Here is a 21809-nt window from a genome sequence, read left to right as displayed (position 1 = left end):
TGTTATTTCAAAGGCGGGGAGTATCGGTTTTTATAATATCTCCATGCAAGTTTATAAGCGTGTCAAAATATATCCTGAATAATAATATACTTAACCTTACATTATGAGCGTAATCTACCTTTTCCTTTTTCGCCATACCACATCTTAAAAGTGGTTTTTTAGCTTTCCGTGTTGCTTGCTTTCATCCTGGCGTCGAATGGCAAAGCAAAGTTTGCCAGAGATCACACGCAGACAAATCTGCATAAAAATATTTTGTGAATCCAGTCACATCTCAGAAACAAACCCGCGGCGGTCAAATGTGATACCAATCACAAAACAGGGGTGGTTTTGCTTCTTTTCTGCGCGTTGTATTTATTTTACACACTGATTTTGTGATGGAGATCACTTCATTATTCGCCCCACCCCCTACATTTACGTGACTGAGATCACACAAAATTTCGCTGTCTGGACAGTTGAACGATTCAGTGCCAGATTTCACAGCATCAGAACAGGGCCCGGCTACCTCTGCCGCCGCACATTAACGATAAACCTCGGGCCGCAAGCCTAAGCGTAAACATAAGAAGGGGTGTTTTATGTCATCCGATTTCAAGATCAAAGTTCAAAGCTTTGGTCGTTTCCTCAGCAACATGGTGATGCCAAACATCGGCGCGTTTATCGCGTGGGGTATCATCACTGCATTGTTCATTCCGACAGGGTGGTTGCCTAACGAAACGCTGGCGAAGCTTGTTGGTCCAATGATTACTTATCTGCTGCCGCTGCTCATCGGTTTCACCGGTGGTCGTCTGGTCGGCGGTGACCGTGGTGGTGTCGTGGGTGCCATCACAACCATGGGTGTTATCGTCGGTGCGGATATGCCGATGTTCCTCGGCGCCATGATTGCAGGCCCTCTTGGCGGCTGGGCAATTAAGAAATTCGACGTCTGGGTTGATGGCAAGATCAAGTCCGGCTTCGAAATGCTGGTGAACAACTTCTCTGCGGGCATCATCGGGATGATCCTCGCGATTCTGGCGTTCCTCGGCATTGGCCCTGCGGTTGAAGTGCTGTCCAAAATTCTGGCAGCAGGCGTTAACTTCATGGTTGCGCACGACATGCTGCCGCTGGCGTCTATCTTTGTTGAACCGGCGAAAATCCTGTTCCTCAACAACGCAATCAACCACGGTATCTTCTCACCGCTGGGTATTCAGCAGTCCCATGACCTCGGCAAGTCCATCTTCTTCCTGATTGAAGCCAACCCGGGTCCGGGTATGGGCGTTCTGCTGGCGTACATGTTCTTTGGTCGCGGCAGCGCTAAGCAGTCTGCGGGCGGTGCGGCTATCATTCACTTCCTGGGCGGTATCCACGAAATTTACTTCCCGTACGTGCTGATGAACCCGCGTCTGATCCTGGCCGTTATCCTCGGCGGTATGACTGGGGTGTTCACCCTGAGCGTGCTGGGCGGTGGTCTGGTTTCTCCAGCGTCTCCGGGCTCTATCCTGGCGGTACTGGCGATGACGCCAAAAGGGGCTTACTTCGCTAACATCGCGGCGATCTGTGCGGCGATGGCGGTCTCCTTCGTGGTGGCGTCTATCCTGCTGAAAACCAGCAAAGTGAAAGAAGACGACGATATCGAAGCGGCAACCCGTCGTATGCACGACATGAAAGCTGAGTCTAAAGGCGCTACCCCACTGTCAGCTGGCGATGTCTCTAACGACCTGAGCCACGTGCGTAAAATCATCGTTGCCTGTGACGCCGGTATGGGCTCCAGCGCAATGGGTGCAGGCGTGCTGCGTAAGAAAGTACAGGATGCGGGTCTGACCAATATCTCTGTCACTAACAGTGCGATTAACAGCCTGCCGCCGGACGTTGACCTGGTGATCACGCACCGCGATCTGACCGAACGCGCCATGCGCCAGGTGCCTCAGGCGCAGCACATTTCGCTGACTAACTTCCTCGACAGCGGCCTGTATACCAGCCTGACAGAGCGTCTGGTTGCGGCCCAGCGTCACGAAGACAATGAAGTCAAAGTGCGTAGCAGCCTGCAGGACAGCTTCGACGAGAGCAACGCCCACCTGTTTAAACTGGGCGCGGAAAACATCTTCCTCGGTCGTACCGCGGCCACCAAAGAAGACGCGATTCGTTTTGCCGGTGAGCAGCTGGTGAAAGGCGGCTACGTTCAGCCAGAATACGTTGACGCAATGCTGGAACGTGAAAAACTGACCCCAACCTACCTGGGTGAATCCATCGCGGTTCCGCACGGTACAGTTGAAGCAAAAGACCGCGTGCTGAAAACGGGCGTGGTGTTCTGTCAGTATCCTGACGGCGTGCGCTTCGGTGAAGAAGAGGACGACATCGCCCGTCTGGTGATTGGTATTGCCGCACGCAATAACGAGCACATTCAGGTGATTACCAGCCTGACCAACGCGCTGGACGACGAAACCGTCATCGAACGTCTGGCCAACACTACCAGCGTGGAAGAAGTTCTGGCACTGCTGAACAAATAGTAGCGCCTCTTCCCTCTCCCCTCAGGGGAGAGGGCTAGGGTGAGGGGAAAACGTTTCTCACCCCAGCCCTCTCGGGTAAAAACATTAATGAAGGTTAATACTATGAAAGCATTACATTTTGGCGCAGGTAACATTGGCCGCGGTTTTATCGGCAAACTGCTGGCAGACGCGGGCATTACGCTGACGTTTGCCGATGTGAATCAGGTGGTCCTGGATGCCCTGAATGCCCGTCATAGCTATCAGGTCCACGTAGTGGGTGAAAACGAGCAGGTTGAAACCGTGTCGGGCGTGAATGCGGTAAGCAGCATTGGCGACGACGTTATCGACCTGATTGCCAGCGTTGATCTGGTCACCACGGCGGTAGGTCCGGTGGTGCTTGAGCGCATCGCGCCTGCAGTGGCAAAAGGTCTGGCGAAGCGTAAAGCGCAGGGCAACGACGCTCCGCTGAACATCATCGCCTGCGAAAACATGGTGCGCGGCACCACCCAGCTGAAAGGCCACGTTCTGGCGGCTGTCGCTGACGAAGATAAAGCCTGGGTTGAAGCGCACGTTGGCTTTGTCGACTCTGCCGTTGACCGTATCGTACCGCCATCAGAATCTGCAACCAACGACCCGCTGGAAGTGACCGTGGAAACCTTCAGCGAGTGGATCGTCGATAAAACCCAGTTTAAAGGCGCACTGCCCACCATCCCGGGGATGGAATTAACTGATAACCTGATGGCATTTGTCGAACGTAAACTCTTCACGCTGAACACGGGTCATGCTATAACCGCGTACCTCGGAAAATTGGCCGGTCATCAGACCATTCGTGACGCGATCCTCGATGAGAAGATCCGCGCGGTGGTGAAAGGGGCAATGGAAGAGAGCGGCGCGGTGCTGATCAAACGCTACGGTTTTGATGCTGACAAACACGCAGCATACATCCAGAAAATCCTCGGTCGTTTTGAAAACCCGTATCTGAAAGATGACGTTGAGCGTGTGGGCCGTCAGCCGCTGCGTAAACTGAGCGCGGGCGACCGTCTGATTAAACCGCTGCTGGGCACGCTGGAATACGGCCTGCCGCACGCCAACCTGGTGAAAGGGATCGCGGCCGCAATGCACTACCGCAGCGAGCAGGATCCGCAGGCGATTGAGCTGGCGCAGCTGATTGATAACAACGGCGCGCAGGCTGCGCTGGCGCAGATTTCCGGTCTGGACGCCAGCAGCGACGTGGTGGCGGAGGCGGTAAGCGCATATAACGCAACCAAATGATGCAGAATGTGGCGCAGGCAAGCCTGCGCCCCACTAACAGATTGTCAGATATGCAGGCAACAATGGAACAAACCCAGGCCTTTGAAAATCGTGTGCTTGAGCGTCTGAATGCTGGCAAAACCGTACGAAGTTTCCTGATTGCTGCCGTCGAGCTGTTAACTGAGGCGGTCAATATCCTGGTGCTTCAGGTGTTTCGCAAAGACGACTACGCGGTAAAATATGCTGTAGAACCGTTACTCGACGGAGACGGACCGCTGGGCGATCTTTCAGTGCGTCTGAAGCTGATTTACGGTCTCGGCGTACTGAGCAGGCCAGAGTATGAAGACGCTGAACTGCTGATGGCGCTGCGCGAAGAGCTGAATCATGACGGCAATGAGTACAGTTTTACCGACGACGAGATTCTGGGTCCTTTCGGCGAGCTGCACTGCGTGACAGCCCTGCCCCCGGCACCCCATTTTGACAACAGCGACCCTGAGCTGTACGCAATGCAAAAGCTGCGTTATCAACAGGTTGTTCGCTCCACCATGGTTCTTTCCCTGACTGAGCTGATTTCCCGAATCAGCTTAAAAAAAGCGTTTCAGAAGTAAGCCTGCGCACATTGGTGTATCCTTCCTGTAAATTCCCCCGATTTAGAGTCATTTGTCATGAAAGAAGTCGAAAAGAACGAAATTAAACGCCTGAGCGACCGTCTGGATCTGATCCGTCACCAGATGGCTGGCCTTTCCCTGGTTGATTCCGCTGAGAAGTACGCCGAGCTTGAAAAAGAGACCGCAAAGCTGGAAGCAGAGATCGAGCGCCTGCGCGAAGTCAAAGGCCAGAAGCTGAGCAAAGAGGCGCAGAAGCTGATGAACATGCCGCACCGCCGCGCGATCACCAAAAAAGAGCAGGCCGACATGGGCAAGCTCAAGAAAAGCGTCCGTGGCCTGGTGGTGGTTCACCCGATGACCGAGCTTGGCCGCGAAATGGGCCTGAAAGAGATGACGGGCTTTTGTAAGACCGCGTTCTGATCATTCCCCCTCTCCCCGTGGGAGAGGGTCGGGGTGAGGGCATCAGGCACCACCCCGCCTCAAATTGGCCCAACCAATTCCCCTTTTCTTCCTTCCCTGGTTCACAATTCCATTATTTCCGCTCACAAAATCATTGCCACCTCATAACATCTAGTTAACCATTCATTGTCATTAACCCTACAACACGATATTGGCAGGACCACTTTTACACAGACTGTGATGCAGAGATGAGCGGAGACTCACCCGCAGCGCAGGCTGTCTGGTCCCCAGGAGACCTGCATGAGCCTCTGGCAACAAAACTACGACCCGGCCGGCAATATCTGGCTGTCGAGCCTGATCGCATCGCTTCCGATCCTGTTCTTCTTCTTTGCGCTGATTAAGCTCAAGCTGAAGGGCTACCTTGCCGCGACCTATACCGTTGCCATCGCTCTGATGGTGGCGCTGTTCTTCTACAAAATGCCGGTCGATCGCGCGCTGGCCTCCGTCGTCTATGGCTTCTTCTACGGCCTGTGGCCGATTGCGTGGATCATCATCGCCGCGGTCTTTGTTTATAAAATCTCGGTGAAAACCGGGCAGTTCGACATTATCCGCTCGTCAATTCTCTCCATCACGCCGGACCAGCGCCTGCAGATGCTGATCGTCGGCTTCTCCTTCGGGGCGTTTCTGGAAGGGGCGGCAGGCTTTGGCGCACCGGTGGCGATCACCGCCGCGCTGCTGGTGGGTCTGGGCTTCAACCCGCTTTATGCTGCGGGCCTGTGCCTGATTGTGAACACCGCGCCGGTGGCGTTTGGTGCGATGGGTATTCCGATTCTGGTTGCGGGCCAGGTCACCGGGCTGGACAGCTTTGAGATTGGTCAGATGGTGGGGCGCCAGCTGCCGTTCCTGACCATCATCGTACTGTTCTGGATCATGGCGATTATGGACGGCTGGCGCGGCGTGAAGGAGACCTGGCCCGCGGTGATGGTGGCGGGCGGTTCGTTCGCCATTGCCCAGTACCTCAGTTCGAACTTCCTCGGCCCGGAGCTGCCGGACATCATCTCTTCGCTGGTGTCGCTGGTCTGTCTGACGCTGTTCCTGAAACGCTGGCAGCCGGTGCGCATCTTCCGCTTTGCCGATATGGGTGCCTCACATGTGGATCAGACCCTCGCCCGCACGGGCTATACGTCCGGGCAGATCGTCCGCGCCTGGTCACCTTTCCTGTTCCTGACCGCCACCGTGACGCTGTGGAGCATTCCGCCGTTTAAAGCGCTGTTCGCGCCTGGCGGCGCGCTGTACGACATGGTGATTAACATCTCCGTGCCGTTCCTCGACAAGATGGTCGCGCGTATGCCGCCGGTGGTGCACGACGCCACGCCGTACGCGGCGGTGTTTAAGTTTGACTGGTTCTCTGCCACCGGCACGGCCATTCTGTTTGCCGCTATCCTTTCCGTGGTGTGGCTGCGCATGAAGCCTGCCGCCGCGGTGCAGACCTTTGCGGCTACGATTAAAGAGCTGATGCTGCCGATCTACTCCATCGGCATGGTGCTGGCGTTCGCGTTTATCTCGAACTATTCCGGCCTGTCGTCGACGCTGGCGTTAGCGCTGGCGCATACCGGCCACGCGTTTACCTTCTTCTCGCCGTTCCTCGGCTGGCTGGGGGTATTCCTGACCGGTTCCGATACCTCATCAAACGCCCTGTTTGCCGCCCTGCAGGCGACGGCAGCGCAGCAGATTGGCGTGTCGGACGTGCTGCTTGTCGCGGCGAACACCACCGGCGGCGTGACCGGGAAAATGATCTCCCCGCAGTCCATCGCCATTGCCTGTGCCGCGGTGGGACTGGTGGGTAAAGAGTCGGATCTGTTCCGCTTTACCGTGAAACACAGCCTGATATTTACCTGCATGGTGGGCGTTATTACCACGCTGCAGGCCTATGTCTTAACCTGGATGATTCCATGATAGTGATGCCCAGGCGCCTCTCCGACGAGATTGCCACTCGCGTGCGGGCGCTGATTGAAGAACAACATCTGGAAGCGGGCATGAAATTGCCCGCCGAACGCCAGCTTGCCGCCCAGCTTGGCGTGTCGCGCAATTCACTGCGCGAGGCGCTGGCGACGCTGGTTAACGAAGGGGTGCTGCTGAGCCGTCGCGGCGGCGGCACTTTCGTGCGCTGGCAGCATGATGACTGGTCCGAGCAAAACATCGTCCAGCCGCTGAAAACGCTGATGGAAAACGATCCGGACTACAGCTTTGACATCCTTGAAGCGCGTCACGCCATCGAAACCAGTACCGCGTGGCACGCGGCAATGCGGGCAACCGAGGCCGACAAAGAGAAGCTCAAAGCCTGTTTCGAAGCCACGCAAAGCAGCGACCCGGACATCGCCTCGCAGGCTGACGTGCGGTTTCACCTGGCGATTGCCGAGGCGTCGCACAACGTCGTTCTGCTGCAGACCATGCGCGGGTTCTTCGACCTGCTGCAATCCTCCGTAAAGCAGAGCCGCCAGCGCATGTATCTGGTCCCGCCGGTTTTTGCTCAGCTAACCGAACAGCACGAAGCGGTGCTCAACGCCATTCTGGCGGGCGATGCCGAGGCCGCGCGCAAGGCGATGATGGCGCATCTCGGCTTCGTGCACACCACCATTAAACGATTCGATGAAGATCAGGCCCGACAGGCGCGCATTACCCGTCTGCCTGGCGACAACGATATTTCCAGGGAGAACAAAGCATGATTATTTCAGCAGCCAGTGACTATCGCGCCGCGGCGCAGCGCATTTTGCCGCCGTTCCTGTTCCACTACATCGACGGCGGTGCGTATGCCGAATACACCCTGCGCCGCAACGTGGAGGATCTGTCTGAAGTGGCCCTGCGCCAGCGCGTGCTGAAAAATATGTCTGACCTGAGCCTTGAGACAAAACTGTTCAACGAAACGCTCTCCATGCCGGTGGCGCTCGCGCCCGTTGGCCTGTGCGGTATGTACGCCCGACGCGGCGAAGTGCAGGCCGCCGCCGCGGCGGATGCTAAAGGCATTCCGTTTACCCTTTCCACCGTGTCCGTCTGCCCGATTGAAGAGGTCGCCCCGACCATCAAGCGACCAATGTGGTTCCAGCTGTACGTCCTGCGCGATCGCGGCTTTATGCGTAACGCCCTTGAGCGCGCCAAAGCGGCGGGCTGCTCTACGCTGGTCTTTACCGTCGATATGCCGACGCCCGGCGCGCGCTATCGTGATGCCCACTCCGGCATGAGCGGCCCAAACGCCGCCCTGCGCCGCTACTGGCAGGCGGTTACGCACCCGCAGTGGGCGTGGGATGTCGGGCTAAACGGACGTCCACACGATCTGGGGAATATTTCGACCTATCTTGGCAAACCAACCGGACTGGAAGATTACATCGGCTGGCTGGCGAATAACTTCGATCCGTCCATCTCGTGGAAAGACCTGGAGTGGATCCGCGAATTCTGGGACGGCCCGATGGTGATCAAAGGGATCCTCGACCCGGAGGATGCCCGCGACGCGGTGCGCTTCGGCGCGGACGGGATCGTGGTCTCGAACCACGGCGGACGCCAGCTCGACGGCGTGCTCTCTTCTGCCCGCGCGCTGCCTGCTATCGCAGATGCAGTGAAAGGGGACATCGCGATTTTGGCCGACAGCGGCATTCGTAACGGGCTGGACGTGGTGCGCATGATTGCCCTGGGCGCGGACAGCGTGCTGCTGGGTCGTGCGTACCTGTACGCGCTGGCCACCAGCGGTCAGGCGGGCGTGGCGAACCTGCTGAACCTGATCGAGAAAGAGATGAAGGTGGCGATGACGCTGACCGGTGCGAAGACGATTAGCGAAATTAGCCGGGATTCGCTGGTGCAGGAGTTGAGTAAACTGCCTGCGGCGCTGGCACCGCTGTCGCATGGCGACGCGGCGTAAGGCGTTGTGCGGTCCGATCCCCTCCCCTGGCCCTCTCCCCAAAGGGGAGAGGGGATGCTATTCTGCCCCCGCAATTAAGGGGGCAGCATGCTTAACATCGTTTTATTCGAACCAGAAATTCCACCCAATACCGGCAACATCATCCGACTGTGCGCCAACACCGGTTTTCGCCTGCATATCATTGAGCCGATGGGCTTCACGTGGGACGACAAGCGCCTGCGTCGCGCTGGGCTGGATTACCATGAATTTACTGCCGTGGTTCGCCATCACGATTACGCCACGTTTCTGGAAGCCGAAAAACCGCAGCGCATGTTCGCCCTGACCACCAAAGGTACCCCAGCGCACAGCGCCGTGAGCTATCAGGACGGGGATTATCTAATGTTTGGCCCGGAAACGCGTGGCCTGCCAGCCACCATTCTTGATGCCTTGCCAGCCGAGCAAAAAATTCGTATTCCGATGATGCCGGACAGCCGCAGCATGAATCTGTCGAATGCGGTGTCGGTAGTGGTGTATGAGGCGTGGCGCCAGCTGGGGTATCCCGGCGCAGTACTGCGTAGCTGAAACATGTCGGGTGGCTTTCGCCACCCGATTGATTACGCTTAACCTGCTACCGCGATACGTTTCATATCGGTCATGTAGCCGCGCAGTTTCTGGCCCACTTTCTCGATTTCGTGGCTGCGGATCGCGTCGTTCACGTCACGCAGCTGCGCGTTGTCAACCGCACCTTCCGCAATCGCTTTGCCCAGATCGCCTGCCTGCAGAGTAGTCATAAACTCTTTCAGCAGCGGTACACAGGCGTAAGAGAACAGGTAGTTACCGTATTCTGCGGTATCAGAGATCACCACGTTCATTTCGTACAGGCGCTTACGGGCGATGGTGTTCGCGATCAGCGGCAGCTCGTGCAGTGATTCATAGTATGCAGACTCTTCGATGATGCCGGAATCCACCATGGTTTCGAACGCCAGCTCAACGCCTGCTTTCACCATCGCGATCATCAGGACGCCTTTATCGAAGTACTCCTGCTCGCTGATTTTACCTTCAAACTGCGGCGCGGTTTCGAACGCGGTTTTACCGGTCTCTTCACGCCAGGTCAGCAGGTTTTTATCGTCATTCGCCCAGTCCGCCATCATGCCGGAAGAAAATTCGCCGGAGATGATGTCGTCCATGTGTTTCTGGAACAGCGGTGCCATGATGGTTTTCAGCTGCTCAGACAGCGCGTAAGCACGCAGTTTTGCCGGGTTGGACAGACGGTCCATCATCAGCGTAATGCCGCCCTGCTTCAGCGCTTCGGTGATGGTTTCCCAGCCGAACTGAATCAGTTTTTCCGCATATGCCGGGTCAGTACCCTCTTCCACCAGCTTGTCGAAGCACAGCAGAGAACCGGCCTGCAGCATGCCGCACAGAATGGTCTGCTCGCCCATCAGGTCAGATTTCACTTCGGCAACGAAGGACGATTCCAGAACGCCCGCACGGTGGCCGCCGGTCGCCGCTGCCCACGCTTTGGCAATCGCCATGCCTTCGCCTTTCGGATCGTTTTCCGGGTGAACGGCGATAAGCGTCGGTACGCCGAAGCCACGCTTGTACTCTTCGCGTACTTCGGTACCCGGGCACTTCGGTGCCACCATCACTACGGTGATGTCTTTACGGATCTGCTCGCCCACTTCAACGATGTTGAAGCCGTGGGAGTAGCCCAGTGCCGCGCCGTCTTTCATCAGCGGCTGTACGGAACGCACCACGTCTGAGTGCTGCTTGTCTGGCGTCAGGTTAACCACCAGATCCGCCTGCGGGATCAGCTCTTCGTAGGTGCCCACTTTAAAGCCGTTTTCGGTCGCTTTGCGCCAGGAAGCACGCTTCTCGGCAATCGCTTCTTTACGCAGGGCGTAGGAGATATCCAGCCCGGAGTCACGCATGTTCAGACCCTGGTTCAGACCCTGCGCGCCACAGCCGACGATGACCACTTTTTTACCCTGAAGGTAGCTCGCGCCATCGGCAAATTCATCGCGCGCCATGAAGCGGCATTTGCCCAGCTGCGCCAGCTGCTGGCGCAAGTTCAGTGTATTAAAGTAGTTAGCCATGGGTGATACCTCGTGATGTTGTGTGTCTTATTGTTCGGTTCGCGTTTCAGCGAGAATGTACCCACATTACAACAGGAAATTTATTGCGGAAATTGATATATTCACAACGTCACGTTGCAATTTTTGCAATGTAAAAAGAGGGAGTGGAATCGGTGGATTTACGCGATCTGAAAATGTTCCTGCATCTGGCGGAAAGCCGTCACTTTGGCCGCAGCGCCCGGGCGATGCACGTCAGCCCCTCCACGCTTTCGCGCCAGATCCAGCGCCTTGAGGAAGACCTCGGCCAGCCGCTGTTCGTGCGCGATAACCGCACCGTCACGCTGACGGAAGCCGGTGAAGAGCTGCGCGTGTTTGCCCAGCAGACCTTGTTGCAGTATCAGCAGCTGCGGCACAGCATCGATCAGCAGGGGCCGTCGCTTTCCGGCGAGCTGCATATTTTCTGCTCCGTGACCGCCGCCTATAGCCATCTGCCGCCCATCCTTGACCGCTTCCGCGCGGCGCATCCGTCGGTCGAAATTAAGCTCACCACCGGTGATGCCGCCGACGCAATGGAAAAAGTGGTGACGGGCGAAGCGGATCTCGCCATTGCCGGGAAGCCCGAAACCCTGCCGGGCGCGGTGGCGTTCTCCATGCTGGAAAATCTGGCGGTGGTGTTGATTGCACCGGCGCTGCCCTGCCCGGTGCGTAATCAGGTGTCGGTGGAAAAACCGGACTGGTCGACGGTGCCGTTTATCATGGCCGATCAGGGGCCGGTGCGTCGTCGTATTGAGCTGTGGTTCCGCCGCCAGAAAATCAGCAACCCGTCGATTTACGCCACCGTCAGCGGCCATGAGGCGATGGTGTCGATGGTGGCGCTGGGCTGCGGCGTGGCGCTGCTGCCGGAAGTGGTGCTGGACAACAGCCCGGAACCGGTGCGAAATCGCGTGATGATTCTGGAGCGCAGCGACGAGAAAACGCCGTTCGAGCTTGGCGTGTGCGCACAAAAAAAGCGGCTGCATGAGCCGCTTATTGATGCGTTCTGGAAGATTCTGCCGAACCACTAAAGCCGGGTGGCGCTGCGCTTACCCGACCTACTATCCAGCCAGGAAGAAGCGGAACGCCGGGTTGTGGGTTTCGTCGTGGCACTCATAGCCCAGCTCGTTCAGCCGCGTTTCGAAATCCGGCTCGTGCTCGCCCAACTCGAACGCCGCCAGCACGCGACCATAATCGGTGCCGTGGCTGCGGTAGTGGAACAGAGAGATGTTCCAGTGCGTGCCCAGCGTGTGCAGGAACTTGAGCAGCGCGCCCGGCGACTCCGGGAATTCAAAGCTGAACAGGCGTTCTTTGAGCGGCTTCGAAGGACGGCCACCGACCATGTAACGCACGTGCAGCTTCGCCATCTCATCGTCAGAGAGATCGACCACGCTATAGCCGCCCTCATGCAGCAGATTGAGGATCTCTTTGCGCTCCTCCACGCCACGGCTCAGACGCACGCCGACAAAAATGCAGGCATCTTTGGCATCGGCAAAACGGTAGTTAAATTCCGTCACCGAACGGCCGCCCAGCAGCTGACAGAACTTCAGGAAGCTGCCCTTCTCTTCCGGAATGGTCACCGCCAGCAGCGCTTCACGCTGTTCGCCCAGCTCACAGCGCTCGGACACGTAGCGAAGACCGTGGAAGTTCACGTTGGCACCGGAAAGCACGTGCGCCAGACGCTCGCCGCGAATATTGTGCTGTGCGATATATTTTTTCATGCCCGCCAGCGCCAGCGCGCCGGACGGTTCCGCCACCGCACGCACGTCTTCGAACAGATCTTTCATCGCCGCGCAGATGGCGTCGCTATCCACCGTGACGATATCGTCGAGATATTCCCGGCACAGGCGGAACGTTTCATCGCCAATACGCTTCACCGCCACGCCCTCGGCAAACAGCCCGACGCGCGGCAGGTCAACCGGATGCCCGGCCTCCAGCGCCGCTTTCAGGCAGGCGGAGTCTTCCGCTTCCACGGCAATGACTTTGATCTGCGGCATCAGCTGTTTGATCAGCACCGCCACGCCTGCGGCTAAACCGCCGCCGCCCACCGGGACAAAAACGCGGTCGAGATGGGCATCCTGCTGCAGCAGTTCAAGCGCCAGCGTCCCCTGTCCGGCAATCACCATCGGATGGTCGAACGGCGGCACCCAGGTGAACCCCTGCTGCTGCGCCAGCTCGATCGCTTTGGCTTTCGCTTCGTCAAAGTTGGCGCCGTGGAGCAGCACTTCGCCGCCGAAACCGCGTACCGCATCGACTTTGATGTCCGCGGTTGCGACCGGCATCACGATCAGCGCTTTCAGACCTAAACGGGCCGAAGAGAAAGCGACACCCTGCGCGTGGTTGCCCGCCGAGGCGGTAATCACGCCGCGCGCTTTCTGCTCGTCGGTCAGCCCGGCCATCATCGCGTAGGCGCCGCGCAGCTTGAAGCTGTGCACCGGCTGACGGTCTTCGCGCTTGACCAGGATAACGTTGTCGAGGCGCGAAGAGAGTTTTTCCATTTTCTGTAGGGGCGTAACCTGCACGGCTTCATAGACCGGCGCGCGCAGCACCGCTCTCAGGTATTCCGCCCCCTCGGGGGCGGCGGATAAGGGTTGCGACTCGGCCATCATTAGCCCCCAAGTTTCGATTTATCGCGCACCGCGCCTTTATCTGCACTGGTGGCAAGGCTCGCGTAGGCGCGCAGGGCGAAGGAGACCTCGCGCTGGCGATCTTTCGGCGTCCAGGCTTTGTCGCCGCGGGCTTCCTGCGCTTCACGACGGGCCGCGATCTCCTGGTCACTCAGCTTGAGCTGAATGCCGCGATTCGGAATGTCGATTTCAATCAGGTCGCCATCTTCGATAATGGCGATGTTGCCGCCGCTTGCCGCTTCCGGCGAGACGTGACCGATGGAGAGGCCGGAGGTCCCGCCGGAGAAACGTCCGTCGGTGATCAGCGCGCAGGCTTTACCGAGGCCCATCGATTTCAGGAAGGTGGTTGGATAGAGCATCTCCTGCATACCCGGGCCGCCTTTCGGCCCTTCGTAGCGGATCACCACCACGTCGCCTTCCACCACTTTACCGCCGAGGATGGCGTCTACCGCTTCATCCTGGCTTTCGTACACTTTTGCCGGACCGGTGAATTTCAGGATGCTGTCGTCCACGCCTGCGGTTTTCACGATGCAGCCGTTTTCCGCAAAGTTACCGTACAGCACGGCCAGGCCGCCGTCCTTGCTGTAGGCATGTTCCAGCGAGCGGATACAGCCTTCGGCGCGGTCGTCATCCAGGGTATCCCAGCGACAGTCCTGCGAGAACGCCTGGGTGGTGCGAATACCGGCAGGACCCGCGCGGAACATTTTTTTCACCGCGTCGTCTTTGGTCAGCATCACGTCGTATTGGTCCAGCGACTCAGGCAACGTCAGGCCAAGGACGTTTTTCACGTCACGGTTCAGCAGCCCGGCGCGATCCAGCTCGCCGAGGATACCGATGACGCCACCGGCACGGTGCACGTCTTCCATGTGGTACTTCTGTGTACTTGGCGCGACCTTACACAGCTGCGGCACTTTACGGGACAGCTTGTCGATATCGCTCATGGTGAAGTCGATTTCAGCTTCCTGCGCGGCGGCCAGCAGGTGCAGAACGGTGTTGGTGGAGCCGCCCATGGCGATATCCAGGGTCATGGCGTTCTCGAACGCCGCTTTGCTGGCGATGCTGCGCGGCAGCGCGCTGGCGTCGTCCTGCTCGTAGTAGCGCTTAGTCAGCTCAACGATACGTTTACCGGCGTTGAGGAACAGCTGCTTGCGGTCGGCGTGGGTCGCCAGCAGCGAGCCGTTGCCCGGCTGAGACAGACCCAGCGCTTCGGTCAGGCAGTTCATGGAGTTAGCCGTGAACATACCGGAACAGGAACCGCAGGTCGGGCACGCGGAGCGTTCCACCTGATCGCTCTGCTCGTCAGAAACCTTCGGATCCGCACCCTGAATCATCGCATCAACCAGGTCGAGCTTGATGATTTTGTCGGAGAGCTTGGTTTTCCCCGCTTCCATCGGGCCACCGGAGACGAAGATCACCGGAATATTCAGGCGCAGGGAGGCCATCAGCATCCCCGGAGTGATTTTGTCGCAGTTGGAGATACATACCATTGCATCGGCGCAGTGGGCGTTAACCATGTACTCCACCGAGTCGGCGATCAGCTCGCGCGACGGCAGTGAATAGAGCATGCCCCCGTGGCCCATCGCGATACCGTCATCCACCGCAATGGTGTTGAACTCTTTCGCCACGCCGCCGGAGGCTTCGATTTGCTCGGCAACCAGCTTGCCGAGATCGCGCAGGTGCACGTGGCCCGGTACGAACTGGGTGAAGGAGTTCACCACGGCGATAATCGGCTTGCCGAAATCGGCGTCGGTCATTCCGGTGGCGCGCCACAGTGCGCGGGCACCCGCCATATTACGGCCGTGGGTGGTGGTGGCTGAACGATACTTAGGCATGCTTTATTTACTCCCGTCTGACTATTTAATGGGACGGTGCGTGCCGTCCCAAATTTATACTTAGTGATTAACCTGATCCAACCAGCCGTATTTATCTTCTGTTTCGCCGGTGAAGAGGCCAAAGAACGCTTGCTGAATGCGTTTGGTGACCGGACCGCAGCGGCCTTCGCCCACCTGGATACCGTCTACGCTGCGCACCGGCGTGATTTCAGCCGCGGTACCGGACATAAAGACTTCATCCGCCAGGTACAGGGATTCGCGAGACAGCACCTGCTCGCGCACTTCGATACCCAGATCTTTCGCCAGCTTGATGATGGCATCACGGGTGATGCCCGGCAGCGCGGACGAGGTGAACGGCGGCGTGAAGAGGATGCCGTCTTTTACTTCAAACAGATTTTCACCCGCGCCTTCGGAGATGTAGCCGTTCACGTCCAGGGCGATACCTTCCTGGTAGCCGTGACGGCGCGCTTCGCTGCCGACCAGCAGGGAAGAGAGGTAGTTACCGCCCGCTTTCGCGGCGGTCGGGATGGTGTTTGGCGCCACGCGGTTCCAGGAAGAGACCATTGCGTCGATCCCCTGCTCCAGGGCTTCAGCACCCAGGTAGGCACCCCATGGGAACGCGGCAATGATCACATCAGTGTTGTAACCGGCGGGCGGGTTCACGCCCATACCGACGTCGCCCACAAACACCAGCGGGCGAATATAGGCGCTGGTCAGGTTATTTTTACGGATCACGTCGCGGCAGGCTTCCATCAGCTCATCGACGCTCTGGGAAACCGGGAAACGATAAATTTTGGCTGAGTCATGCAGGCGCTGCATGTGTTCGCGATGGCGGAACACCACTGGCCCTTTGTGAGAATCGTAGCAGCGGATACCTTCAAATACGGAGGTACCGTAGTGCAGCGCGTGGGACATCACGTGGACCTTCGCGTCCTCCCAGCGAACCATCTCACCGTTGAACCAAATGTAATCAGCTTTTTTTGTCGTCATTTTTTCGTCCTGTCACGCTTAAGCGCGGATTTGTTGTGATGTGGTTGTGCTCTGGCAGATGGCAACATGGGCAACGTCTACCAGTTTTGATAATTGGCTAAACAGTAAGTCGACCGACCGCGGGCTGGCAACGGTTAATTCGATACTGATGTTCTTGGCGTCTGTGGCCGTCTCCATATTCATAGAGCAAATCTGAAAACCACGATGACGCACCACGCGCAAAACGCGCTCTAAGGTTTCCGGGTTAAAGCGAGCCTGTACGGCGACCTGATGCTGCATCATGATAATTTCTCCATCATTTGTGAGTTACTGGCACCAGGCGGCACCAGCGGCCAGACGTTCTCGAGTTCGTCGATTGAGACATGAAGCAGGTAAGGCCCATCGCTGTTCAGCATGGTGTCGAGCGCCGCTTCAACCTGATCTTTACGGGTGATGTGCTGACCAGGGATGCCAAAGGCGCTGGCCAGGGTGAGGAAATCGGGGTTATCGGTAAGCGTCGTTTCGCTGTAACGCTCCTGGAAGAACAGCTGTTGCCACTGGCGAACCATTCCTAAACGCTGGTTGTCGAGCAAGACGATTTTCAGCGGCAATTGCTTACGCTTAACGGTGCCGAGCTCCTGAACGTTCATCATGAAGGAGCCGTCACCGGAGATACAGATTACGGTATCGTTCGGGCGGGCAACCTGTGCGCCAACGGCGGCTGGCAGGCCGAAGCCCATCGTCCCTAACCCGCTGGACGTGATGAAGTTTTCCGGGCGGGTGTAGGTCATGTGCTGCGCGGACCACATCTGGTGCTGGCCTACGTCGGTGGTGACGACGCTGTCAGCCGGTTTACGATCGGACAGCTGCTTCAACAGCAGCGGCGCGTAGATGGCCTCGCCGGGATGGTCGTAACGCCAGGCGTGCTCGGCGCGCATGTCTGCGGTGTGCTGACGCCATGCGTTGATATCCAGCGGCTGCTGCAGTGCCGGTAACAGCGCGTTGAGATCGCCCTGCAGGGCGACGTGCGCCTGACGCAGCTTGTTCATCTCCGCCGGGTCGATATCCATATGGATCACTTTGGCATTCGGCGCAAAGGTATTCAGCTTGCCGGTGACGCGGTCATCAAAACGGGCTCCTACGGCGATGAGCAGGTCGCACGCCTGCACCGCCAGGTTTGCCGCTTTGGTGCCGTGCATCCCCAGCATGCCCAGATAGTATGGGTAATCCGCGTCGACGGCACCGAGACCTTTCAGCGTGCAGGTCGCTGGCATCTGCGTTGTTGCGATAAATTCGCGCAGGGCGGGAACGGCCTGCGCCATGCCGACGCCACCGCCGACATACAGCATCGGCTGTTTCGCCTGCGCCAGCATCTGACGGGCCTCTTCAACTTCCGCATCCGGAAACGCATTGTCGCTTTCAACGGTTGAGAAGTGCGGCTCCAGATCGCCGAATGCCACCTGGATATCTTTCGGGATATCGACCAGAACCGGACCTGGACGACCGGAGTTTGCCACTTCGAACGCTTCTGCCATTACGCGCGGCAGCTCTTCCAGAGACTGAACGAGGAAGCTGTGTTTGGTACAGGCCAGCGATAAGCCGAGAACGTCGACTTCCTGGAAAGCATCGGTGCCGATGAACGGAGACGCCACCTGCCCGGTGATGGCGACAACGGGAACGGAATCCAACAGCGCGTCAGCCAGGCCGGTGATGAGGTTAGTTGCGCCCGGGCCTGAAGTCGCCATACATACGCCCGTTTTACCTGTCGCGCGGGCATAGCCGATGGCCGCCATCGCTGCGCCCTGCTCGTGTCGGCACAACAGGTGTTCCACGCCGCCGTCATACAGTGCATCGTAAATCGGCATAATTGCGCCACCCGGATAACCGAATACGGTTTCCACTCCCTGCGCGCGCAACGCATGTACAACCCATTGTGCCCCATTCATAGTTAGTTCCCCGTCATAAATCTTGAGAAACAGAATTTTGTGCTAGTCATGATTCTCTGCTCCTCGTTTACGTTTTTTAGTCATAAAAAAACCCCCGGACCTTTCGGTGCGGGGGTCTTAGTTCGTTAAGGCTTGATTTCTAAGCCTTTCCTCGTCCAAGTGCAGCCCCGCACGGTGGGATAATAATCACCACCACGCTAATCACGACCAGGCTAATCACTCGTAGAAGGGCTGTCATTTTCAGTTCTTTCTGCATCTTGTTCGAAGGAATACCTAAAGAGTTATCACAGAATTCAAAACAAACACAAGATTTATTTATGGCTCATTTGATTAGCGAGCAAATCATTTTTCTTAAAATCGTTGTTTTATATGAGGAAAATAGAAAATGAATATTTTTCATTTTTTCACTGCGGGCCGCAGCGCCAAAACGCGTTTTTATACGTTCTGCGAGGCGGCTTCCACGGTTATGCAATGGTATGAATGCAGCATGAAAATACCTGAACAGGTGCCGTAAATTCACAAAATGACGCTAAAAAGAGCACATGGGCGCTGGCATAGTCACGCCAGGAGGTAGTGTGAATGTCACTGTCAGTTGTTTATACGCGAGCGGCTCTAGGGGTGAAGGCACCGCTGATTTCCGTAGAGGTTCATTTGAGTAATGGACTGCCCGGACTCACGCTTGTCGGGCTGCCTGAAACGACGGTTAAAGAGGCAAGGGATCGCGTTCGCAGCGCGATAATAAATAGCGGTTATACCTTCCCCGCAAAGAAGATCACCATCAACCTTGCCCCCGCCGATCTACCCAAAGAGGGGGGACGATACGATTTACCTATCGCAATTGCGCTTCTCGCGGCTTCTGAGCAGCTTAATACAACCAGGCTAGGCTCGTATGAGTTCGTCGGTGAACTCGCGCTCACAGGCGCGTTAAGAGGCGTTCCCGGTGCGATATCGGGAGCGCTGGAAGCCATACGTGCAGGACGGCAAATCATTGTCGCCAATGAAAACGCATCAGAAGTGAGTCTTATCGCCGAGAAGGGGTGTCTCATTGCGGGGCACCTTCAGGAAGTGTGCGCCTGGCTGGAAGGGCGACATGAGCTGTCCGAACCGGAGGAGTGTGACGATGTGGTAACGGACGTACCAGAGGATCTCAGCGAGATTATGGGACAGCAGCAAGGGAAACGGGCGCTGGAAATTACGGCAGCGGGTGGACACAATCTTCTGCTGATTGGCCCACCGGGTACGGGTAAAACCATGCTGGCGAGCAGGTTGAGTGGGCTGCTCCCACCGCTTAATAATCATGAAGCGCTGGAAAGCGCCGCCATATATAGCCTGATCGGTTCTACGTCGCTGCAAAAACAGTGGCGTCGACGTCCTTTTCGTTCCCCGCACCATAGCGCTTCACTGACGGCAATGGTCGGCGGTGGGTCTATTCCGGGGCCAGGAGAGATCTCACTGGCGCACAATGGCATTCTGTTTCTCGATGAGCTGCCTGAATTTGAGCGCCGCGTGCTGGATGCACTGAGGGAACCTATTGAATCCGGCGAGATACATATCTCTCGCACGCGTGCCAAAATAAGCTATCCCGCCCGGTTTCAGCTCGTCGCGGCGATGAACCCCAGCCCCACGGGGCACTATCAGGGGAATCATAACCGCTGTACGCCAGAGCAGACGCTGCGCTATCTGGGCAAGTTATCCGGCCCGTTCCTCGATCGCTTCGATTTATCACTGGAAATCCCGCTTCCACCGCCGGGCCTGCTCAGGCAGACCAGTATACAGACGGAAAGCTCCGCTAAAGTTCGCGAGCGGGTTATCGCGGCGCAGGCACGACAGTATGCACGTCAGAACAGACTGAATGCGCGGCTGGATAATGCCGGGATCCGACAGTTTTGCTCACTTAACGGTGAGGATGCAGGGTGGCTGGAAGAGACGTTGACGCGGTTTGGACTATCCATACGTGCGTGGCAGCGTCTGTTGAAAGTGGCCAGAACAATTGCTGACGTGGAGGGCTGTACTGACATCGAAAGAAAGCATTTGCAGGAAGCGCTGAGCTATCGCGCTATCGACCGTTTGCTGCTGCATCTGCAGAAGTTGCTGGCATAAAAAAGGGGCCGTAGCCCCTTCTCTTCATCTTAGTCGTCAGACTCGGTGTAGTCTTCTGCACCTTCCATCTGCGGCTTACCGCCAGACAGCGTATGGAAGCGCTTTGGACGCTTAATGCGTGCCATATACTTGATCCATACACGTTCTGCTTCAGACTGCGGCTCACGCTCACCACGGCACACAGAAACAAACTGTTTTTCGTCTTCGGTAGCAGGTTCACGCTTACCCAGATCCAGCTCGTTAAAGGCATAACCATGGCGCTCAAGCAGCTGAGCTTCTTTGATGGTGAAATCTCCGTGACGAGAGAACCCGCGCGGATAATGTTTATTGTCGAAAAAACGATTAGTCGTCGTAAAGCTTTCCGCCATCCTACACGCTCCTAATTCTTTGGCCGAGCTATTTATGGCGCGGAGTATTAGTTACGCTTGACAGAGTGTAAAACAAAACATTTAAATCATAACGACAAATAATTTTGTGGAGAAAGATGTGGATACGGAATTGCTAAAAACTTTCCTTGAAGTGAGCAGAACGCGCCACTTCGGGCGAGCCGCTGAAGCCCTTTACCTGACGCAGTCAGCAGTCAGTTTTCGTATTCGACAGCTGGAAAATCAACTGGGTGTGAATCTGTTTACCCGCCATCGCAACAATATCCGCCTCACGCCTGCCGGTGAAAAACTGCTTCCGTATGCGGAGACATTGATGAACACCTGGCAAGCGGCGCGTAAAGAGGTTGCGCATACATCAAGACACAATGAGTTCTCGATCGGGGCCAGCGCATCCCTGTGGGAATGCATGCTCAGTCAGTGGTTGAGCCGGTTGTATCATTCACACGGGCATCTGCAATTTGAGGCCAGAATTGCGCAACGTCAGTCGCTGGTTAAGCAACTCCATGAGCGCCAACTGGATCTTCTGATCACGACCGAAGCCCCCAAGATGGACGAATTTAGCAGCCAGATCGTAGGGCAGTTTGGTCTTGCGCTTTATGCGTCAGAGCCGTCAATGATGAAAGCCGATCTGAGTTATCTGCGCCTGGAATGGGGCCCGGATTTTCAGCAACATGAGTCAGGGTTGATTGCCAGCGATGATGTCCCGCAGTTAACAACAAGCTCTGCGGAGATTGCCTGCCAGCAGCTACCTTTACTGAAGGGTTGCACCTGGCTACCTACTCGCTGGGCAGACAGCAGACCGGGTCTGCATACCGTCGCAGATTCCACGACGCTTTCCAGACCGTTATATGCGATTTGGCTGCAGAACAGCGATAAGCAGTCGCAGATTAAAGATCTTCTAAAAATCAATATTATGGACTAACGCAAAAAGCCTGCAGAGATGCAGGCTTCTTTATTAGCTGAAGTGTTTGTCGTTTTACAGGCAAAAAAAATCCTTTGCCGAAGCAAAGGATTATATATGGCAGGGGCGGAGAGACTCGAACTCGCGACACCCGGTTTTGGAGACCGGTGCTCTACCAACTGAGCTACGCCCCTAAAGTTTTTTGCCATTAAGCCTGCCGATAAGGCAGGCTTAATGTCTTAATAAGTGGCGGAACGGACGGGACTCGAACCCGCGACCCCCTGCGTGACAGGCAGGTATTCTAACCGACTGAACTACCGCTCCACCGAAGACT

Annotated in this window: 20 protein-coding genes and 2 tRNA genes; 11 read left to right on the top strand and 11 right to left on the bottom strand. The window is 56.9% G+C overall.

Annotated features, from left to right (window positions below; translation table 11 throughout):
- Positions 1-572: 572 nt before the first annotated feature.
- From KK102_RS21415 to trmL, 8 genes are all read left to right on the top strand, one after another.
- The gene (locus KK102_RS21415) at positions 573-2480 is read left to right on the top strand and encodes a PTS mannitol transporter subunit IICBA (RefSeq protein ID WP_126546166.1); all 1908 of its coding nucleotides are present in this window, start codon (positions 573-575) and stop codon (positions 2478-2480) included.
- Between the two features lie 102 nt (positions 2481-2582).
- The gene (mtlD, locus tag KK102_RS21410) at positions 2583-3731 is read left to right on the top strand and encodes a mannitol-1-phosphate 5-dehydrogenase (protein WP_216358388.1); all 1149 of its coding nucleotides are present in this window, start codon (positions 2583-2585) and stop codon (positions 3729-3731) included.
- A complete protein-coding gene (gene mtlR, locus KK102_RS21405) occupies positions 3728-4318 on the top strand; it encodes a mannitol operon repressor MtlR (RefSeq protein ID WP_126546164.1) in 591 nt (196 codons plus the stop codon). The genes mtlD and mtlR overlap by 4 nt, the downstream gene beginning before the upstream one ends.
- A 57-nt stretch (positions 4319-4375) precedes the next feature.
- Complete coding sequence (locus KK102_RS21400) at positions 4376-4738, top strand: YibL family ribosome-associated protein (RefSeq protein WP_008502724.1); 363 nt, start codon at positions 4376-4378, stop codon at positions 4736-4738.
- A gap of 279 nt (positions 4739-5017) precedes the next feature.
- On the top strand, positions 5018-6673 hold the full coding sequence (gene lldP, locus KK102_RS21395) for an L-lactate permease (protein WP_126546163.1): 1656 nt from the start codon (positions 5018-5020) through the stop codon (positions 6671-6673).
- The gene (gene lldR, locus KK102_RS21390; protein ID WP_010436677.1) at positions 6670-7443 is read left to right on the top strand and encodes a transcriptional regulator LldR; all 774 of its coding nucleotides are present in this window, start codon (positions 6670-6672) and stop codon (positions 7441-7443) included. Before lldP ends, lldR begins: the two co-directional genes overlap by 4 nt.
- Positions 7440-8627: an FMN-dependent L-lactate dehydrogenase LldD gene (gene lldD / locus KK102_RS21385; RefSeq protein WP_126546162.1), complete on the top strand. Its 1188-nt coding sequence runs from the start codon at positions 7440-7442 to the stop codon at positions 8625-8627. Before lldR ends, lldD begins: the two co-directional genes overlap by 4 nt.
- Before the next feature lie 87 nt (positions 8628-8714).
- Entirely contained in the window at positions 8715-9188 is a 474-nt protein-coding gene (gene trmL / locus KK102_RS21380; protein ID WP_010436675.1) for a tRNA (uridine(34)/cytosine(34)/5-carboxymethylaminomethyluridine(34)-2'-O)-methyltransferase TrmL, read from the top strand.
- A 38-nt stretch (positions 9189-9226) separates the two neighbouring features.
- On the opposite strand, the gene ilvC is transcribed toward trmL, so the two are convergent.
- Complete coding sequence (gene ilvC, locus KK102_RS21375) at positions 9227-10702, bottom strand: ketol-acid reductoisomerase (protein WP_216358387.1); 1476 nt, start codon at positions 10700-10702, stop codon at positions 9227-9229.
- Between the two features lie 152 nt (positions 10703-10854).
- On the opposite strand from ilvC, the gene ilvY reads away from it, so the two are divergent.
- The gene (ilvY, locus tag KK102_RS21370) at positions 10855-11745 is read left to right on the top strand and encodes an HTH-type transcriptional activator IlvY (protein ID WP_126546160.1); all 891 of its coding nucleotides are present in this window, start codon (positions 10855-10857) and stop codon (positions 11743-11745) included.
- A gap of 30 nt (positions 11746-11775) precedes the next feature.
- Here ilvY and ilvA read toward each other — a convergent pair whose 3' ends face one another.
- The 7 genes from ilvA to ilvL form a co-directional block, all read right to left on the bottom strand.
- Entirely contained in the window at positions 11776-13320 is a 1545-nt protein-coding gene (gene ilvA, locus KK102_RS21365) for a threonine ammonia-lyase, biosynthetic (protein WP_045909247.1), read from the bottom strand.
- Positions 13321-13322: 2 nt separating this feature from the next.
- The gene (gene ilvD, locus KK102_RS21360) at positions 13323-15173 is read right to left on the bottom strand and encodes a dihydroxy-acid dehydratase (protein ID WP_045909248.1); all 1851 of its coding nucleotides are present in this window, start codon (positions 15171-15173) and stop codon (positions 13323-13325) included.
- Between the two features lie 60 nt (positions 15174-15233).
- Entirely contained in the window at positions 15234-16163 is a 930-nt protein-coding gene (gene ilvE / locus KK102_RS21355; protein WP_023326297.1) for a branched-chain-amino-acid transaminase, read from the bottom strand.
- Positions 16164-16181: 18 nt separating this feature from the next.
- Positions 16182-16445, bottom strand: a complete 264-nt coding sequence (gene ilvM / locus KK102_RS21350) for an acetolactate synthase 2 small subunit (RefSeq protein ID WP_126546159.1) — start codon at positions 16443-16445, stop codon at positions 16182-16184.
- The gene (gene ilvG, locus KK102_RS21345) at positions 16442-18088 is read right to left on the bottom strand and encodes an acetolactate synthase 2 catalytic subunit (RefSeq protein WP_061716304.1); all 1647 of its coding nucleotides are present in this window, start codon (positions 18086-18088) and stop codon (positions 16442-16444) included. Before ilvG ends, ilvM begins: the two co-directional genes overlap by 4 nt.
- A 2-nt stretch (positions 18089-18090) precedes the next feature.
- Positions 18091-18138 carry a peptide IlvX gene (ilvX, locus tag KK102_RS22430; protein WP_214609628.1) on the bottom strand — a complete coding sequence of 16 codons (48 nt, stop codon included), beginning with the start codon at positions 18136-18138 and terminating at the stop codon, positions 18091-18093.
- 89 nt (positions 18139-18227) lie between these two features.
- Entirely contained in the window at positions 18228-18326 is a 99-nt protein-coding gene (ilvL, locus tag KK102_RS21335; protein ID WP_001311244.1) for an ilv operon leader peptide, read from the bottom strand.
- A 341-nt stretch (positions 18327-18667) separates the two neighbouring features.
- Here ilvL and KK102_RS21330 point away from each other — a divergent pair, with 341 nt between their 5' ends.
- The gene (locus tag KK102_RS21330) at positions 18668-20188 is read left to right on the top strand and encodes a YifB family Mg chelatase-like AAA ATPase (RefSeq protein WP_216358386.1); all 1521 of its coding nucleotides are present in this window, start codon (positions 18668-18670) and stop codon (positions 20186-20188) included.
- Positions 20189-20217: 29 nt separating this feature from the next.
- On the opposite strand, the gene KK102_RS21325 is transcribed toward KK102_RS21330, so the two are convergent.
- Positions 20218-20556, bottom strand: a complete 339-nt coding sequence (locus KK102_RS21325) for a MaoP family protein (protein ID WP_008501577.1) — start codon at positions 20554-20556, stop codon at positions 20218-20220.
- A 118-nt stretch (positions 20557-20674) separates the two neighbouring features.
- Here KK102_RS21325 and hdfR point away from each other — a divergent pair, with 118 nt between their 5' ends.
- Positions 20675-21496 (top strand): HTH-type transcriptional regulator HdfR, encoded by an 822-nt coding sequence (gene hdfR, locus KK102_RS21320; RefSeq protein ID WP_089599716.1) that lies wholly within the window; start codon positions 20675-20677, stop codon positions 21494-21496.
- A 97-nt stretch (positions 21497-21593) separates the two neighbouring features.
- On the opposite strand, the gene KK102_RS21315 is transcribed toward hdfR, so the two are convergent.
- Positions 21594-21669, bottom strand: a tRNA-Trp gene (locus KK102_RS21315).
- A gap of 53 nt (positions 21670-21722) precedes the next feature.
- Positions 21723-21799 (bottom strand) — tRNA-Asp (locus tag KK102_RS21310).
- Positions 21800-21809: the final 10 nt, after the last annotated feature.

It is taken from the genome of Enterobacter quasimori (genome assembly GCF_018597345.1).
GTDB lineage: Bacteria > Pseudomonadota > Gammaproteobacteria > Enterobacterales > Enterobacteriaceae > Enterobacter > Enterobacter mori.
This window is presented reverse-complemented; position numbering and strand designations above follow the sequence as displayed.